Origin of the sequence: Ekhidna sp. (assembly GCF_039960695.1) — a bacterium.
Lineage (GTDB): Bacteria > Bacteroidota > Bacteroidia > Cytophagales > Cyclobacteriaceae > Ekhidna.
The window spans coordinates 656,772-674,585 of record NZ_JBDVKP010000018.1 but is presented as its reverse complement, the minus strand read 5'-3'; the positions used below and the strand labels follow the sequence as shown (position 1 = coordinate 674,585).

Here is a 17,814-nt window from a genome sequence, read left to right as displayed (position 1 = left end):
AAAGCCAGCATATGATACATTATTTTGAGGGACAGCTAGGCCATGCACTTGTAATTACCGCGTTCGTTACAAGTATTCTATCTGCATACGCATATTTTAGAGCTAGAAATCAAGACCCAGAGTGGACCGCCTTTGGAACTAAGGTTTTCTATATTCATGCCATTGCTGTGCTAGGAATAATTGGAACTTTATTCTATCTCATTACCAATCACTATTTCGAGTATCATTACGTATTCAGTCACAGCTCCAAAATTCTACCAGTCCATTATCAAATTTCTTGTTTTTGGGAAGGTCAAGAAGGCTCTTTTCTTTTGTGGATTTTTTGGAATGCCGTTCTTGGGGTCATTCTAATAAATACAAATAAGTTTTGGAAGGCGCCGGTTATGCTTGTCATGACACTCACTCAGATATTCCTTACTTCGATGATTCTTGGAGTAGTCTTTTTTGATTTGAAGCTTGGCAGTTCTCCTTTCATGTTATTGAGAGAGGTGATTGATGCACCTATTTTCAAAAGCAATCCAAATTTTATTCCTGAGGACGGTAATGGGTTAAATCCATTGCTTCAGAACTATTGGATGGTTATTCATCCGCCTACGCTATTCTTAGGTTTTGCTACTACGGTGGTCCCTTTTGCTTACTGTATCGGAGGCTTGATCATAGGGAAAAATAAAGAATGGATTCGGCCGGCCTTACCTTGGGCACAATTCTCAGCCATGATTCTCGGCGTTGGAATATTGATGGGTGCGTATTGGGCGTACGAGACTCTTAACTTTGGAGGGTATTGGAATTGGGACCCTGTTGAAAATGCTATTTACGTTCCATGGTTGGTTTTGGTGGCCGCAATTCATGTGATGATTGCCTATAAAAAAAGTGGTTCGGCTTTGAAGCTCTCCATGATCTTGGTGGTAACTTCCTTCATACTTATACTTTATGCTACGTTCCTTACACGAAGTGGAATTCTAGGAAATTCATCTGTTCATTCATTTACAGATCTAGGACTCTCAGGGCAATTACTCATTTACCTTCTGGTCTTTGTTCTGCTATCCATTTTTTTTATTGCCAAAAGATGGAAGGATATTCCTGCAACAAAAGAAGAAACTTCAACCTATTCACGCGAGTTCTGGATTTTTATGGGATCCGCCATTCTTTGTTTGATGGCTTTCCAGGTTTTGCTCTACACCTCAATGCCAGTCTACAACCAAGTAGCTGGACTTTTTGGATTTGACTTAAATCTGGCTCCGCCCACAGACATTTATGACGCTTACTCGCTACCACAACTCATTCTTTCAGTTTTTCTAGCTATTCTTTCAGGCACCGGACAATTTTTCTGGTGGAAAAAGATGGATGGTAAGAAGCTTCGGGAAGAGTTGAGAACTCCGTTTTTGATTTCATTGATAATTTCTGGAGCGATTATCTTAATTGGTAAAATAACAGAGCCCTATTACATCATACTTCTTGTTACCTGCACATATTCTATAAGTGCGAATGCAAAGATTCTAGCAGGCGTTGCTAGATCCAACATTAAACTATCTGGTGGGTCCATTGCACATATTGGCGTCGCACTAATGTTAATAGGGATTTTGTTCTCCAGTGGTTACTCTTCTATCCTATCTACAAACTATACTTCTATGGTTTGGAGCAATGAATTCCCTGAGGAAGTTAATCGGGATAATCTACTACTATTCATCAATGAGCCCAGGCAAATGAAGGAATACTCGATGATCTATCGAGGCGTAAGAAAAGAAACACGTGAGAAAGGATATGTTGATCAAAACAAACTGATCCCTACTATTGACCCTTTAAAGGTGGTGATGCTAGAATCATCGGATACGCTGACTTTGATTAGCCCTGAAAACAGCTATTTCGAAGTTGAATATCATTCTGAAGCAGGTAAACAGTTTACGCTCTTCCCAAGAGTGCAAATAAATAAAGCAATGGACATGATTGTCTATTCGCCTGATATTAAGCGAAAGCTAAGTGCCGATATGTACACACATGTACGCACATTCCCTGACCCGGATCAAGAACCCGATTGGAGTGATCCTGAAGAAATTAAAGTGACAATTGGTGATCAATTTTTTATCAATGATTATGTAGCCACTTTGGAACGAATGGAACCAATCTCTGAAATTGATGGTACCCCGTTATCATCTGGAGATGTGGCAGTAAAGGCGGTCATCAATGTTCAAGGTGAATATTTAAACTATAGCGCTGAGCCTGTTTTCGTGATTCGAAATCAGGAGTATGTAGGGCGGATAGATGATCAAGTAAATGATTTGGCTTTCAGGATATCCATTCAGAACATCATTCCTAATGAAGGTGCAGTAATACTGGCGTATCAAACAACTCAGAAGGATTGGATTATTATGGAGGCTGTAAAAAAACCTTGGATTAACTTATTATGGCTGGGCACTATACTTCTTATGTTTGGATTTTTAGTAGCAATCCGCCGCAGATACGTTGAATTTGTAAAAATGCGGGACAAGGGGGTAGAAGTATAAATTCCCTTTTTGAGCTTTTATCTTCTATTTTTACTAAATGAGCAAGGTAGCAATCATTGGGTATGGAAATGTTGGCTATCATTTGGCCAATCGCATTTCCTCAAAACGTCATGAGGTAACCATATTTTCCAGAAACCCTTCGGAAGAATTTGTTCTTTCAATCGATCAGTTTGATCCGGGTTCGTTTGAATTTATAATTCTAAGTGTTCCTGATGATATTGTAAAAGAAATGTCTGACCAGATCGAGACATCTGAGGCAATCGTCCTGCATACTTCTGGCGCTAATCCTGTTGCGGATCTAGCAAAACATCCAAAGCATGGTGTAATGTATCCTCTTCAGACATTTAGTAGAACCAAAGAAATTGACTTTACAACTTTTCCAATTTTCGTTGAAGGCTCGGATGAAGGTGAAAGAGATATCTTCACATTTGTAAGGAGCTTTAGTAATGATGTGAGATTATTAACTTCTGCTAATCGATCTAAGCTTCATCTTGCTGCCGTTTTTGCCTGCAACTTTAGTAATCACATGTTCCATTTGTCAGAAAGTTTACTATCAGAGTTAGATATGACTTTCCAAGACATTCAACCTTTGGTAGAAGAGACCTTGAGAAAAGCCATAGAATTAAATCCATCTCAATCCCAGACAGGGCCGGCAATACGCGAAGATGATGAAACCATAAGTTCGCATCTTGAAATGTTGAAAGATGAAAAATTGAGAAATTTGTATAAGCTCATTTCTGATAGTATTCGTGACAACAAGTGAACTTTCTTTCTAAGAATACCGTCGGTTTTTTGACTGCCAGTCGAATCCCCAATTTGTTTATTATTGGGCTTACTCAATTTATTACTGCATACTATTTATTAGATAAGCCTATAAGCATTCTAGTAAAACCCAATTTTTTACTATTCATTTTAAGCACTGGAATGATTGGGGCCGCCGGTTATATTATCAATGATTACTTTGATCAAAAAATTGATATGGTCAATCGTCCAACAAAGGTTATCGTAGGAACAACCTTTAGAAGGAGGTTGGCTTTAGTCTCTCATATCGTTTTGACATTTTCCGGTATAGCAATTGGCTTCCTAATAGACCCTTCCATTGGCGCTATTCATGTTTTTTCCGCTGGTGCACTTTGGACATACAGTGTGGTCATAAGAAGGTGGTTGCTTCTAGGCACACTTACGATCGCCTTCCTGGCGTGCCTAACATTGCTGCTGGTAATGGTCTACTTCCGTGAGTTTAACCTTCTGGTAGTTGCTTATGCACTATTCGGTTGTGTTATTATTTTCATTAGGGAGAGTGTCAAAGATATTATCAGTGCAAAAGGTGAGGTACAGTTTGGCATTCTATCCATTCCGATCGTTTGGGGAATTAGGGGTGCTAAACTCGCGATTTACCTGGCTGGAGTTGCTGGAGTTGCCATGCTGACTTTCTACTTATTATCCATACCTAATTGGCATGTTAGGTACTTTTTCTTTGCTATGCTACTCTTCGTATTCTGGATGGCATATCAACTAGCCAATGCGGACAAAATGAGGGATTTCAAATCAATAAAAGTATACATTGATATTGTAATACTTGCTGGATTAGTCAGTATGCTATTGATTTAGAACATTTCGATAATTGCATTAGCTGTGAATCCCCCTACTTTCCATGCAATGACACCACCAAGAATGACAGAATAGAGAAGCTTAAGAGATGTAGCTAGCAGAAATCCTAAAAATGAACCAAATCCTGACTTGAATGCAGATCTAATTCGATTTCCTCCATATAAATCTCCAACTATTGCTCCTGCCAGAGGACCGAGTACGATTCCGAATGGTATTGGAAGCAATACGCCAGCCAACATTCCAATCATACCACCAATAACTCCTGCCTTAGTCCCGCCAAACCTCTTGGTAGCTGCAACTGGCAGCGCATAATCAGCAACTGTAATAATGATTCCTATAATACCCCAAACTACAAATGATGTAGTGCTGAACTCAGTATCATTCGAAACTGAATGTGTCAGAATCATTGCTAGGTAAGATAGAACAGGTCCTGGAAGCGGAGGCAGGATAGAGAAAATGATGCCGCCAGCTATTAGAAGCACAGATAAAAGGATAAGAATTACTTCCATCAAAAAACTTTAAAAATTGTATTTTTTACTTCTAGCCATTCCGATTTAAGAATACTGTAAACTACTGTATTTCTTCTGCGACCTCCTTGTGTAGAGCGGTGATTTCTCAGTGTGCCATCGTGCGTAGCTCCAATTTTTTCCATAGCTCTTCTAGAACGGAGGTTTTTTTCGTCAGTTCGCAACTCTAGACGCTCAATGTCCATCGTTTCAAAGGCATGTCTTAACATTAAAAACTTCATGTGCTTGTTTATCCCAGATCCTATGTGTTTCCTACCAAGCCATGTCCACCCAATTTCGATTCCTTTCTCTTCCCAGTCTATGTTTCCATAGCTGGTGGCACCTATAATTTCATTAGTAGATTTAAGACGCACTGAATAGGTCATTTTGGCACCTTTCTTTGTCTCTAAGTGCCTTTGAGTCATCCATTTTTCCAATGCGTCAGGATTTGTTAAGTCCTCAGTATACCACGTCCATATATCTGAATCTGAACTCAGGTTTCGCATTTCTTTGATGTGATCAGATGTGATGGGTATGAGCTCAATTTTCTGATCTTCCAGTGTTACATACCATTCCTTCATTTCCTCTTTTTTGTCTAAAGAAAACATAAAAGTTAGAAGATTAAATCGTAATATATCTCAGAGAATTAATCATCAGAATGAATTAAATTCATCAGTACTGAAACAGACCATGTTCTGACTGAATAATCAATTCTTTTTGATCAGAGGGTTCTACCCTACCAATGACCTGAGCTCCCACATTGAATGATCGTGCAATCTCCACAATTTCATCTGCTGACTCTTCATCAACATAGATTTCCATACGGTGTCCCATATTAAAAACTTTATACATCTCTTTCCAATCTGTTCCACTTTCTTCATGAATCATTTGGAATAATGGAGGAATTGGGAGCATGTTATCTTTTATCACACGCACATTATCGACGAAGTGTAATATTTTGGTTTGTGCACCACCAGAACAGTGTACCATTCCGTGAATTTCCGATCGCAATTCTCTCAAAATCGATTTAATGATCGGGCCATAAGTTCTGGTAGGAGATAATACAAGCTTACCTGCATCTATTGGAGCGCCTTTCACTGCATCGGTTAGCTTCTTAGATCCACTATAAACCAAATCTCGAGGAACTCCCTGATCAAATGATTCTGGATACTTTTCTGCATATTCCTTATCAAAAACATCGTGCCGAGCAGATGTTAGCCCATTGCTACCCATGCCACCATTATACTCTTTTTCGTATGTGGCCTGACCATATGATGCAATTCCAACAATAAGATCTCCCGCTCTTATATTTTCATTATTGATAACATCAGCTTGCTTCATTCTTGCCGTAACAGTACTATCTACAATGATGGTTTTTACCAAATCACCAACGTCAGCTGTTTCCCCACCGGTAGACTTTATATTAATACCATTGTCGCGTAGCATTTGGAGTATTTCCTCTGTCCCATTAATGATTTCAGAAATCACCTCTCCAGGAATAAGGTTCTTATTTCTCCCAATAGTTGATGAAAGTAAGATGTTGTCAGTGGATCCAACACACAATAAATCATCTACATTCATGATGATAGCATCTTGCGCAATGCCCTTCCAAACACTGATATCACCAGTCTCTTTCCAATATAGATAAGCCAGCGATGATTTTGTTCCAGCACCATCTGCATGCATAATGGTGCAATATTCAGGATCTCCAGATATGTCCTCAACTATCTTGCAAAATGCTTTTGGAAATAAGCCTTTGTCAATGTTCTTGATGGCTGAATGTACATCCTCTTTATCAGCTGAAACTCCTCGCTGGGCATACCTATCTGTCATGCGATATTTTTTTTTGCAAAGAAAAGGTTTTATCCGTTTCCATCGCCCGAATCCTTAAAGAATCGGTCGTATTCATCAACTGGTTCGTCTGGCGGAAGATCATCGTTTCGATCACGCGGATTGTACCTGAGTACTTTAAATTCTGTTCTCCTGTTTCTTTGATGCTCCTCCTCCGTTTTAGCCTTCTTGATAATCAGCTGAGTTTCGCCGTAGCCTTTCGCTGTGATTCGTTTAGCTTCGACTCCTTTGTTAATGATGTAGCTAACTGCCGACTGAGCTCTTTGCAAGGAGAGTCTTAAGTTGTAATTATCGTCGGCACGATCATCTGTATGAGAACCAAGTTCAATGTAAATCTCCGGATTGTCATTCATTATTTGCACCAGACTATCTAGAACTAATGCGGCGTCTGGACGAATATCGAATTTGTCTAAATCATAATATATATTCTCTAATACAACAGCTTTCTCCAACACGATAGGATCCATCATGATTTTGGTTTCAAAAGTCACATTTGTGATAAACTCCTTTAGTGTGGTTTTATCCACTGTCTTGCCTATAGTGGTAAAATCTTTTCGAACCGTGAAGTAGTCTGTTTTCTCTCCAATCAAATCATAATGCTCTTCCGGATAAACTCTAAAATTGAATTTGCCGTCTGCATTGGTAAAGGCTTCATCCAGCACTTCTCCATTATCGGTTGTCAAAGAAACTTTAGTGTTTGGTAAAACAATTTCTTCATCAGCATCATCGGTAGTAACAGTAGTGCCTGTCAGAAAGTAATTAACTACTTTCAGATCTGGATCATCATTGACGAATGTGTAGATATCATCGTCTCCCTTTCCTCCTTTTCTGTTAGATGTGAAAAAACCTTTGGTGAGATTGAATTGGTAAAGTCCAAAATCATCCGCAGAAGAATTCATTGGTTTGCCTAGATTTTCAATCCTAACATGCCCACCTTCTCTGACAGCTCTAAAAATATCGAGCTTCCCAAATCCTGCATGTCCATCTGAAGAAAAGTACAAGCTGCCGTCCTCACTTACGTATGGAAATACATCGTCTCCGGCACTATTTATTTCTGGACCCAGATTTCTCACATCCACCCATCTGCCTCTACGATTTACTTTGGCTTGATAAAGGTCTGCTCCACCGTGCCCTCCTGGTCTGGTTGAGGAAAAATAGAGCGTGGTACCATCAGGGGAAAAAGCTGGTGTTGAATCCCAAGCATCTGCTACATTTATGGAAAGAGGTACAGGTTCAGACCACTTACCGTTCCTATATCTTGTAAAAAATAGATTTACCTCACTGTATCCTTTTGCTTTTCCGTCATTTCCTTTCGCAAAAATCATTGATGTGCCATCTGGTGAAATAGCCACGGAACCTTCGTTGGTATCTATATGATTTATCATTGGATCGAGTGCACTCAATGTGCTTAAGTTAACATTTGCTCCTTTTGAGGCTACTCGGTAAATATCTGTAAAAGGTGTCCCTGTGGCTCTGTAAATCTTAGCCACATCGCGATTAGACGTAAAGTACAGGAAATTACCGCTAAATACTGGTGAGTATTCAGCTCTTTCGGTGTTTATATCATCCAAGTTTTTGACACGATAATAACTCTGATTTTCTTTCAAATCGTCAATCTTTCGGAGGTTATGAATTTCTTTTTCTGCAAGTGCCTTAATCTTCTGATCACGTGCACGTGGGACGTAATTATCTAAAACTTTTTGAGCTTCTTCGTATCGCTGTTCTACTTTCAAGCCTTGGGCCAGATAAAGATTTGCAGCTTCATCAGGTGCTCCTTCTTTGATGGCAGCTTCGTAAAATGGAATGGATTCAATCAATCGGTTGGACTTTCGATAAGCGTCTCCCACCATCATATTTTCTTCCGGCGAATTTTTTACGGGAGAATCGCCCAGCTTGGATATTACTGCGTCAAATTCAGCATTATTCATGCTTTTTTCTAGTGAACAACTAAAAAGGAAAAGGACTAAAAACAGATATTGAGTAACTCGCATACAGAAATAACGAAAATTTTGCTCGGATGATTTGTCCGAAATTAGTTAAACCTGAAACAAGAAGCGAACTAAAAGCCCTATTGGAAATATCGATTTAACCATGTGGCGCTGCTTTCTTGTAACCACCTGGACTTAAATTCAGCAATATTCTGAACTGTATTGTCAAAAACCAGCGTATCAGGTGTAATCACTTTTTCCCTTGCCTGAGCCTTTAGCTGGTTAAATGGATAAAGATTTATCTTATCATTTTGAAGAAATGCAACCTGACTTGTGGTCATAAATGAAATATTGAGAGCTGATTCTAGTGCTTTTATGAGATGGACTGAAGCGTCTATGCTGCACCCGCTTGCCTGACTAAAAGATTCATCGACTGTGATAACCAAAAATTGATCATACTCAACTTGAAATGAAGATTTCAAATCTTGACCATGTGCTCTCCATTGAGTTAAAAACTCTTCAGTTTTCGTTTCAACAATCTGAACTTGCTCTTTAGATAATTTTCGCTCTGCTTGGTATATCCACAAGCGAGCATTGTTCGGCATTTCTTCAAATGGAATAAGCATATCAATCCAAACCTTCTGATTCGGCAATGAGTTCCGCCAAGTCTTTCACTGCTACAGAATCTTCTTTTTCCTTGCTCTTCACACCATCAGTCATCATGGTCATGCAAAATGGACATGCTACCGCTATGGTATCTGCTTTCGTTTCCAAAGCTTCTTCCGTACGTTCAATGTTAATTTCTTTATTGCCTGGCTCAGCATCTTTAAACATCTGAGCACCTCCAGCCCCACAACATAATCCCTTCGTTTTACATCGTTTCATCTCGACTAATTCTACATCCAACGCTTCTAGAACTGCTCTAGGCGCAGAATAAACATTGTTGGCTCTTCCTAAGAAACAGGAATCATGATAAGTGATTTTGCGTCCTTTAAATTCTCCTCCTCCTTTTAGTTCAACTTTTCCCTCATTTATTAATTCCTGTAAAAACTGGGAATGATGAACAACATCGTAATTTCCTCCAAGTTCCGGATATTCATTTCTCAGTGTATTGAAGCAGTGTGGACACGCCGTTACAATCTTTTGGATTTCGTAACCATTTAACACTTGAATGTTAGCCATCGCCTGCATCTGAAAAAGAAATTCATTCCCTGCTCTTCGCGCTGGATCACCCGTACACGTCTCTTCAGGTCCTAATACTGCAAACTTTACCCCAACTTTATTCAAAATCTTTACAAATGCCTTTGTTACATTTTTGTATCGATCGTCATATGATCCTGCGCATCCTACCCAAAAAAGGACATCAGGTTTTTCTCCTTTGGCTATTAAATCTGCTACGGTTGGTATTTGTATTTCGCTCATTTTCCTTCTTTTAATTCATTTGACCAATTGAATCTGTCTTGTACACCGAATTTCCATGGCGCAAAATTTGTTTCTACATTCTGAAACATGGCATTCCACGAGTCGGGTGCAGCAGACTCCTCCATTGCTACATATCTACGGGTTTGTAAGATTATATCCAAAGGATTGATATTTACCGGGCATGCCTCGACACAGGCGTTGCAATTGGTGCAAGCATTAATTTCTTCTTTTGTGATATAATCACCAAGTAAGGATTTGCCATCATCTAAACCATTCTTTCCTACATCTTCAAGGCGATCCCGAGTATCCATCATTATTTTCCGTGGGGACAGTTTCTTACCCGTGAGATTGGCGGGACATTCAGATGTACAGCGACCACACTCTGTACATGAATACGCATCCATGAGGTTCTTCCAAGTAAGATCATTCACATCCTTTGCACCAAATCGCATTCCTTCCGGTGGAGGTGTTGCTTCTCCTTCTAAAGGCATGCCAAGCATGATCTTCACCTCGTTGGTGATTTCATTCATGTTGTTCATTTTACCTTTTGGCTCAAGTCTGCTGTAGTAAGTATTAGGGAAGGCTAGAAAAATATGAAGGTGCTTAGAATAGGTCACATAGAGTGCAAATGCGAAGATTCCAATAATATGAAACCACCAAGCTATTCGTTCAATCATTATAAGTGTTCCATCTCCAAACTGATCCATCCAACTAAACATCGCAGAACTAAAAAAGAATGAGTTTGTGATAGTGTAATGGTCAACACCACGTTGCTGCAGAATTTGATCAGCACCATTCATGGCAAGGATCGCTATCATAAGCAAAGTTTCTATAATTAGAATAAGATTTGCGTCAAGTGATGGCCATCCTACCATTTCAATTTTTTTGAATCTATTTATTCTGAGCACATTCCTTCTAATCATAAATACTACGCAGGAAAAAATGACACCAACTGCGAGGAATTCGAAAAAATTTATCATTATCGCATACAGGCCTTCCAAAATTGGTGCAGCCACTCGATGTGTTCCGAATATCCCGTCAATCACAATTTCCAGAACTTCAATATTGATGAGCACAAACCCAACATAAATAAGCAGGTGAAGCAATGCAGGTATCGGGCGTTTAAACATCTTCTTTTGTCCAAACGCAACTAAAATCATGGTCTTCAGGCGTTCACTTTTATTACCTGAAAGATCAATGTCTTTTCCTAGATTGATATTCTTAGAAATCTGCGAAATTCTTTGATAAATGAGGAATCCGAAGAATCCAGCGATGAGTACGAAAACGATTTGAGGGATATATTCCATAATACTTTAAAAAATTCCTGACACGAACTTCAATTTAAATTTTGCCTTTTCAAAGAAATACCTACTTTTGCCAACCCAAAATTTGGTGCTGTAGCTCAGTTGGTAGAGCATCGGACTGAAAATCCGTGAGTCGGTGGTTCGAACCCACTCAGCACCACTTTTTTGCAAGCCACTCTTTCTAGAGTGGCTTTTTTTATATCTCCAAATACTAAATCCAAGAGTGTGTGAGCGGGACGTTGCTCCTGCAGCTCCCCGATCGATCCTCTCAGCACGATGAATTAAAGATAAAACTATCACTCAACTGGTAGAACTCTTTTTAGATTTTAAAATAATTGCAAAATAGATTCGATTCAACTAAGTAATTCTTGAATCTCTAAGTTAAATCAATTCCAGCTTTTTAGTATGCATGCATACTAATTTTCGAACCTTATAAATTAGTTTCCGTTTTAATATACCAATCGGTATATTTGTATTATGGCTCGAAACCCGGAACTTACTAAACAACTAATCATAGATAAAGCATTACCAATATTCAATACGAAAGGGTATGCTGCGGCATCTATCTCGGATATTACTGCAGCTACGGGTATTACTAAAGGAGCTATTTATGGAAATTTTAAAAATAAAGATGAAGTAGCTACGGCTGCATTTGAACTTGGTGTTGAAATTGTCACTTCAGAAATTAGAAAACGTGTAAAGAAAGTTCATACTGCACCAGAAAAATTAAAAGCGATTGTCGAATTTTACCAAGAATATATCAAAAAGCCACCGATTCCTGGTGGCTGTCCTGTATTAAATTCATCTATCGAAGCTGATGATAGCTTGCCTTTTTTGAGATCTAGAGTGATTCGATCAATTGCACTTCTAAAAGATTCCATTATGAAAATGGTTAACAGAGGTATTCTAGAGGGTCAAATTAAGCGGGACGTGGATGCTGAAGAATTTGCTAATTTTTTTTATTCAACAATAGAAGGAGTCATATCACTGTCAAGAATAGAAGGTGATAGTAGATCCTTCTTTTTTGTTAAAAGATTTGTCAATAGACAAATTGATGGGATTTCAACATAAAAAAATTTAATCACTAAAATACCAATCGGTATATTATTATTATGGCGACACTAATTGAAGTTAAAGGAGAAGACATAAGCAGACCTAAAGAGCGACCTGCAAAATCAAACTGGAAAGTTGAATTAATAAAAAAAGGTTTAGGTGTTCTTCAACATGCTTCTCCAAAAAAATCAGCCGAAATCATCTGGCATTACTTTACTATACCAGGTCGCGTACGTTTTTCCGAACCCCAGAAACAAATCTTAAAACAATCAGAGACCTTCCAGACTAGTTACCGAGGGGATATAATCAAGTGGCATCGTTGGGGAGAATCGGGTCCAAAAGTATTACTCTGCCATGGTTGGAGATCCAAAGCTGCTGATTTTAGAAGAATGATCACCTCACTTGTAATGCAAGGATATCAAGTCGAAGCAATAGATATGCGTGCACATGGGCTGTCTCATGGGAAACAAACAGCGCTACCTGAATTCAGAGATATTATCAAACAACACATTGCTAAGAATGGACCTTACGAGGCAATTGTAGCTCATTCGATTGGTGGTCTTGCAGTTAGCATTGTGTTAAGTGAACTTGGTGAAGCTCTTCATCCAAAAAACCTATTTGTAATTTCTGCTCCTCCATATGTTAGGTACTTTTTCGCTGATATGGTGAACGAGGTTGGGTGCAATGAAGCTGTGTACAATGCAATGTGTGGATTGGTTAAGGAAAAGTATCATCAGCCGATTGACTATTTTGACCTTAGAATAAAGACTAACCACTTAAAATCTATCAATACACATCTATTCTATTGTGAAGATGACCAGCTCGTACCATTTTCTAAAGGTGAAGAACTGGAAACAGCTTGGCCTCATGCTTCATTTATACATGTAAAAGGACTTGGACATTATAAAATAATAGCTAATGATTCAATTATTAGCTATATCACCAATGCAATAAAATAGTAGACATCAATGTCACTAATTTCATGACAGAAACAAAAGATATCGCAATCCCTTTACTGTCATTTTGAAAATTTCATAATTCAACAAGCATTCCGATATTTAAATTATGATATTTTCAATAATGATTATATAAATTATGATATTATTATTATTGATTTAATATTTTTATTAAATCAATAATAATATGATTATATATCATTAATTTCATCAGCTTGTATTGTTGAGAAATAATGAAAAATCTGAGTCATTCGATGTATTTGCCAGAACTAGAACACGATGCCTGTGGAATTGGTTTTGTTGCAAACATCAATTGCGATCGATCCCACCAAATAGTTTCTGATGCAATTCTTATGTTGGAAAACATGGAGCACAGAGGCGGAGTTGGGTCTGAACCAGAAACAGGTGATGGAGCGGGTATAATGACTGAAATTCCTTATGACCTTTTTGATCAAGAAATAGGAGATTATACACCCCGACTTACTCCCAAATCTTATGGCGTTGGTATGCTCTTCCTCCCTAAACCTAAATGGGAAGAATGTCTGGATAAGCTAAAATCTATTCTTGATGAGCAAGGATTCGAATTGATACACGTACGTCAAGTGCCTGTAGACAACCTACACGTTGGACCAACTGCCCGTGATAATGAGCCTAACATCGTACAGATTTTTCTTAAACATGAGGAGCTTGCAGAGCGTGAATTGGAAAGAAAACTCTACATTCTAAATAAAGTAGCAACCAAACGATTGTCCTCTGAGTTTTCCGATTTTTACATCTCCTCATTGTCTTGCTACAAGATTATATACAAAGGCCAATTAAGAACTGATCAACTTAAAAGTTACTACCTGGATTTACAAAATCCAGCATTTAAATCTGCCTTTGCAATAATCCATTCTAGATTCTCAACCAATACGTTCCCAAGATGGAGTCTCGCACAACCATTCAGGTTCATTGCTCATAATGGGGAAATAAACACCATTCGAGGCAATGTGAATAAAATGAATGGAAAATCTGCTTTGCTCAAGTCTGATGTTTTCACCGATGAGGAGATAGGCATGCTACTTCCGGTGTGTAATCCCCATTTCTCAGACTCTGCCAATCTTGATGAGTTAGTAGAACTCTTGGTAATGGGGGGTAGATCATTGCCTCACGCACTTATGATGTTAGTTCCAGAAACATGGCAGTATAATAAGAGCATGGATGAACATACAAAAGCATTCTACAAATACAACGCATCCATCATGGAACCTTGGGATGGGCCTGCCGCATTGTGCTTCACTGATGGAGACGTAATTGGTGCTACATTGGATAGAAACGGGCTGAGGCCGTGTAGATATTCGATCACTTTTGACGGCAGACTAATTGTTTCAAGTGAAACCGGTGCACTTCCAATAGATCAAAAAATGATCAAGGAAAAAGGCAGACTGCAGCCTGGAAAAATGATCGTTGCTGATCTAGCAAATGGAATTGTCAAATTTGACTCAGAAATCAAAAATGAAATTGCTAAATCCAAGCCATACCTTGAGTGGATCAGGAAACATCGAATCAAATTACGATCCTTACCGGGTCCTTTTGCTGACCCTAAATTCCTCGACGCAAAAAAAATAGCTGAACTTCAAAAAGCTAATGGATGGACACAAGAGTCCATTGATCAAATACTACTCCCTATGAGCCTGCGAGGCAAAGAGCCCATAGGTAGTATGGGATTGGAAATTCCGCTTGCAGCACTCAGTAATAAGCCCCAACATCCGGCAAATTTTCTTAAACAGTTTTTCGCACAGGTAAGTAATCCTCCAATCGATCCTATTAGGGAGCGAATGGTAATGTCACTTTTCACAAGATTGGGAGAAGGTGCCAATATACTATCCGAAGACCCACAGCATTGTCATCAAATTCACATCACGCGACCAATACTAAGACCAAATACATTCCTCAAAGTACTAGAACTCGAAAATCAAGGTTTCTCGCATCAAATCATTAATTGTGTTTTCAAGGATAATGAATCCTTAGAAGATGGAATAAAAAGAATTTGCAGAGAATCTGAAGAGGCAGTTGTGTATGGAGCTAAGATTCTTATCCTAAGTGATGCCGCACAGGACCAAGATCACTGCCCAATTCCTTCACTATTTTCAATAGGTGCAGTGCAACACTACCTAACTGAAAAGAAGGTACGTGCGCAAACAAGCTTAATTGTTCATGCCGCTGACGTTGTTGAGGTTCATCATTTCGCTACTGTGATAGGATATGGTGCGAGTGCTGTTATGCCCTACCTCTCCTTTAATCAGATCAAGCAATATGCTTCTGAGCATGAGTTAGATTTTAATGAACTCTCTGATAATTATGCGAAAGCCATTGGGAAAGGTCTTCTAAAGACAATGTCTAAAATGGGCATTTCGACGCTTCAGTCCTATCAAGGTGCTCAAATTTTCGAAGCAATTGGGCTCGCGAATAATGTAATTAACACTTGCTTTAAAGGGACAATCTCCAGAATAGCTGGAAATGATTTCAACCAATTTGAAGAGGGTATACGTGTTAATAATAAGAAAGCTTATAAAGACCTCTCAATTGATCATGGTGGCATTTATAGTTGGAGAAAGGGCCAGGAAAAACACCTAATTGATCCGGAAACTATTCATCTTCTACAGAAAGCAACTAAGCTTAAGGACTATAACCTTTACAAGAAGTACGCCTCTCGAATTAGTAAACCAGAAGAAGGATATTTCAACATCAGGCATCTTCTCAAATTCAAGAAAAGGAGCTCAATTCCGCTCAAATCAGTAGAGCCTATAGCAAATATTCTCAAGCGATTTGCTACCGGAGCTATGTCTTTTGGTTCTATTTCTCACGAAGCTCACACTACACTTGCCATTGCAATGAATCGAATCGGCGGTAAAAGTAATAGCGGTGAAGGGGGTGAAGACAGTATTCGATTTGAATCGAAGGAAAACGGTGATTCTGAAAAATCAAGGATCAAACAAGTGGCCTCGGGACGATTTGGTGTTACATCCAATTACCTCAACAATGCAGATGAAATACAGATAAAAATTGCACAAGGTGCAAAGCCTGGAGAAGGAGGGCAACTGCCTGGACATAAAGTAAACAAATGGATAGCCAAAGTACGAATGTCTACACCTGGTGTTGATCTAATTTCACCACCTCCTCATCACGATATATATTCTATTGAAGATCTCGCACAACTTATCTATGACTTAAAAAATGCTAATCCTGCTGCTAGAATAAATGTAAAATTGGTAGCACAAGCTGGAGTAGGTACGATCGCGGCAGGTGTAGCTAAAGGTTTTGCCGATGCGATTTTGATTTCAGGCGCTGACGGTGGAACCGGTGCCTCACCACTAAGTTCAATCAGGCATGCAGGATTACCCTGGGAAATGGGGCTTTCTGAAGCTCACCAAACACTTGTGAAAAATCGACTAAGAAGTCGAGTGGTTTTGCAAGCAGATGGCAAGATGCTGTCGGGAAGAGATATCGCTATTGCTACACTTTTAGGTGCGGAAGAATGGGGTATTTCAACAGCAGCGCTGATCGCTGAAGGATGTATAATGATGCGTAAATGTCATCTCAATACATGTCCGGTTGGCATAGCTACCCAAGATGAGAAACTGAGAAAACTTTTCACTGGAGACCCAGAACATGTAATCAATTTGTTCAAATTCATTGCAGAAGAATTGAGAGAAATTATGGCTGAACTAGGTTTCAAGACTATCAATGAAATGGTCGGACAAAGCCACTTGCTTGAACAGGACCAATCGATTGACAGCAAGGGAATAGATCTTGCCGCAGTCCTTCACCATGAAAGCACCAATGATACCTTCTACAGATCTAGAAGACAGCAATCTCAAATAGATTATGTATTAGATCGTAAAATTTGGTCAGATGTTGAGTCGGAAATTAAGCAAGGGTTCGTAGCTGCCTATGAATATGAGATCAAGAATACTGATAGATCAGTTGGAGCAATTATTTCCAGTCATATTTCGAAAAAATATGGAGCAAATGGACTTTCAAAAGATTTGCTCAAGATCAAATTTAAAGGTCCGGCAGGACAAAGTTTTGGTGCATTCTTAGCAAAAGGTTCAAAATTTATATTGGAAGGAGCCGCCAATGATTATGTAGGCAAAGGACTTTCTGGAGGCAGGATCATTATTCACCCACAAAGAAATGTACGGTTTAGGGCAAGGGAAAATACCATAGTTGGCAATGTGACATTGTATGGAGCAACAAGCGGCGAATGTTACATTAATGGCATTGCAGGTGAGCGTTTTGCGGTTCGTAATTCCGGAGCTAAAGCCGTAGTAGAAGGTGTAGGTGATCATGGCTGTGAGTATATGACCGGAGGTACAGTGTTAGTTCTAGGGAAAACAGGGAAAAACTTTGCTGCAGGAATGAGTGGTGGCATTGCATATGTACTTGATGAAGCTGGAGAACTAGCTAATAATTGCAACATGGAAATGATCATTTTTGATCGATTAGACAGAGATGACCTAACAGATATCAAAACATTATTGGTAAATCATTTGAGGCATACTTCAAGTAGTCTGGCACAAGAAATTCTACTTGATTGGGATCGGTATCTCAATCACTTGGTCAAAGTAATTCCAATTCAGTATAAAGGGGTACGAGAAGAAGCCAAATCTAATATTCCAATGACACCGGTCTATTAAAAA

The 17,814-nt window shown here is 39.0% G+C and carries 13 protein-coding genes and 1 tRNA gene; 7 read left to right on the top strand and 7 right to left on the bottom strand.

Annotated elements, in window-relative coordinates; genetic code table 11:
- Positions 1 to 11: 11 nt before the first annotated feature.
- Genes ccsA through ABJG98_RS13095 form a run of 3 tightly spaced genes read left to right on the top strand, consistent with a single transcriptional unit; the run spans position 12 to position 4,112 of the window.
- Entirely contained in the window at positions 12 to 2,501 is a 2,490-nt protein-coding gene (gene ccsA, locus ABJG98_RS13105; protein ID WP_348279975.1) for a cytochrome c biogenesis protein CcsA, read from the top strand.
- A 37-nt stretch (positions 2,502 to 2,538) separates the two neighbouring features.
- Positions 2,539 to 3,264: a DUF2520 domain-containing protein gene (locus tag ABJG98_RS13100; protein ID WP_348279974.1), complete on the top strand. Its 726-nt coding sequence runs from the start codon at positions 2,539 to 2,541 to the stop codon at positions 3,262 to 3,264.
- Positions 3,261 to 4,112, top strand: a complete 852-nt coding sequence (locus ABJG98_RS13095) for a geranylgeranylglycerol-phosphate geranylgeranyltransferase (protein ID WP_348279973.1) — start codon at positions 3,261 to 3,263, stop codon at positions 4,110 to 4,112. Before ABJG98_RS13100 ends, ABJG98_RS13095 begins: the two co-directional genes overlap by 4 nt.
- Here ABJG98_RS13095 and ABJG98_RS13090 read toward each other — a convergent pair.
- The 7 genes from ABJG98_RS13090 to ABJG98_RS13060 all read right to left on the bottom strand — a co-directional run bounded on the left by ABJG98_RS13090 (position 4,109) and on the right by ABJG98_RS13060 (position 11,126).
- The gene (locus ABJG98_RS13090) at positions 4,109 to 4,621 is read right to left on the bottom strand and encodes a DUF456 domain-containing protein (RefSeq protein ID WP_348279972.1); all 513 of its coding nucleotides are present in this window, start codon (positions 4,619 to 4,621) and stop codon (positions 4,109 to 4,111) included. The genes ABJG98_RS13095 and ABJG98_RS13090 overlap by 4 nt on opposite strands.
- Positions 4,621 to 5,226: a GNAT family protein gene (locus tag ABJG98_RS13085; protein WP_348279971.1), complete on the bottom strand. Its 606-nt coding sequence runs from the start codon at positions 5,224 to 5,226 to the stop codon at positions 4,621 to 4,623. Before ABJG98_RS13085 ends, ABJG98_RS13090 begins: the two co-directional genes overlap by 1 nt.
- 64 nt (positions 5,227 to 5,290) lie before the next feature.
- Positions 5,291 to 6,451: an AIR synthase related protein gene (locus ABJG98_RS13080; RefSeq protein ID WP_348279970.1), complete on the bottom strand. Its 1,161-nt coding sequence runs from the start codon at positions 6,449 to 6,451 to the stop codon at positions 5,291 to 5,293.
- Between the two features lie 29 nt (positions 6,452 to 6,480).
- Positions 6,481 to 8,397: an OmpA family protein gene (locus tag ABJG98_RS13075; protein ID WP_348279969.1), complete on the bottom strand. Its 1,917-nt coding sequence runs from the start codon at positions 8,395 to 8,397 to the stop codon at positions 6,481 to 6,483.
- Between the two features lie 140 nt (positions 8,398 to 8,537).
- Complete coding sequence (locus ABJG98_RS13070; RefSeq protein ID WP_348279968.1) at positions 8,538 to 9,023, bottom strand: hypothetical protein; 486 nt, start codon at positions 9,021 to 9,023, stop codon at positions 8,538 to 8,540.
- Position 9,024: 1 nt separating this feature from the next.
- Complete coding sequence (locus tag ABJG98_RS13065; RefSeq protein ID WP_348279967.1) at positions 9,025 to 9,819, bottom strand: (Fe-S)-binding protein; 795 nt, start codon at positions 9,817 to 9,819, stop codon at positions 9,025 to 9,027.
- The gene (locus ABJG98_RS13060; RefSeq protein WP_348279966.1) at positions 9,816 to 11,126 is read right to left on the bottom strand and encodes a (Fe-S)-binding protein; all 1,311 of its coding nucleotides are present in this window, start codon (positions 11,124 to 11,126) and stop codon (positions 9,816 to 9,818) included. Before ABJG98_RS13060 ends, ABJG98_RS13065 begins: the two co-directional genes overlap by 4 nt.
- Before the next feature lie 84 nt (positions 11,127 to 11,210).
- Here ABJG98_RS13060 and ABJG98_RS13055 point away from each other — a divergent pair.
- From ABJG98_RS13055 to gltB, 4 genes are all read left to right on the top strand, one after another.
- Positions 11,211 to 11,283: transfer RNA gene (locus tag ABJG98_RS13055), tRNA-Phe, on the top strand.
- 317 nt (positions 11,284 to 11,600) lie between these two features.
- Positions 11,601 to 12,194, top strand: coding sequence for a TetR/AcrR family transcriptional regulator (locus ABJG98_RS13050; protein ID WP_348279965.1), 594 nt, complete (start codon positions 11,601 to 11,603; stop codon positions 12,192 to 12,194).
- Between the two features lie 41 nt (positions 12,195 to 12,235).
- Positions 12,236 to 13,135 carry an alpha/beta hydrolase gene (locus ABJG98_RS13045; protein WP_348279964.1) on the top strand — a complete coding sequence of 300 codons (900 nt, stop codon included), beginning with the start codon at positions 12,236 to 12,238 and terminating at the stop codon, positions 13,133 to 13,135.
- A gap of 230 nt (positions 13,136 to 13,365) precedes the next feature.
- Complete coding sequence (gltB, locus tag ABJG98_RS13040) at positions 13,366 to 17,811, top strand: glutamate synthase large subunit (RefSeq protein ID WP_348279963.1); 4,446 nt, start codon at positions 13,366 to 13,368, stop codon at positions 17,809 to 17,811.
- Positions 17,812 to 17,814: the final 3 nt, after the last annotated feature.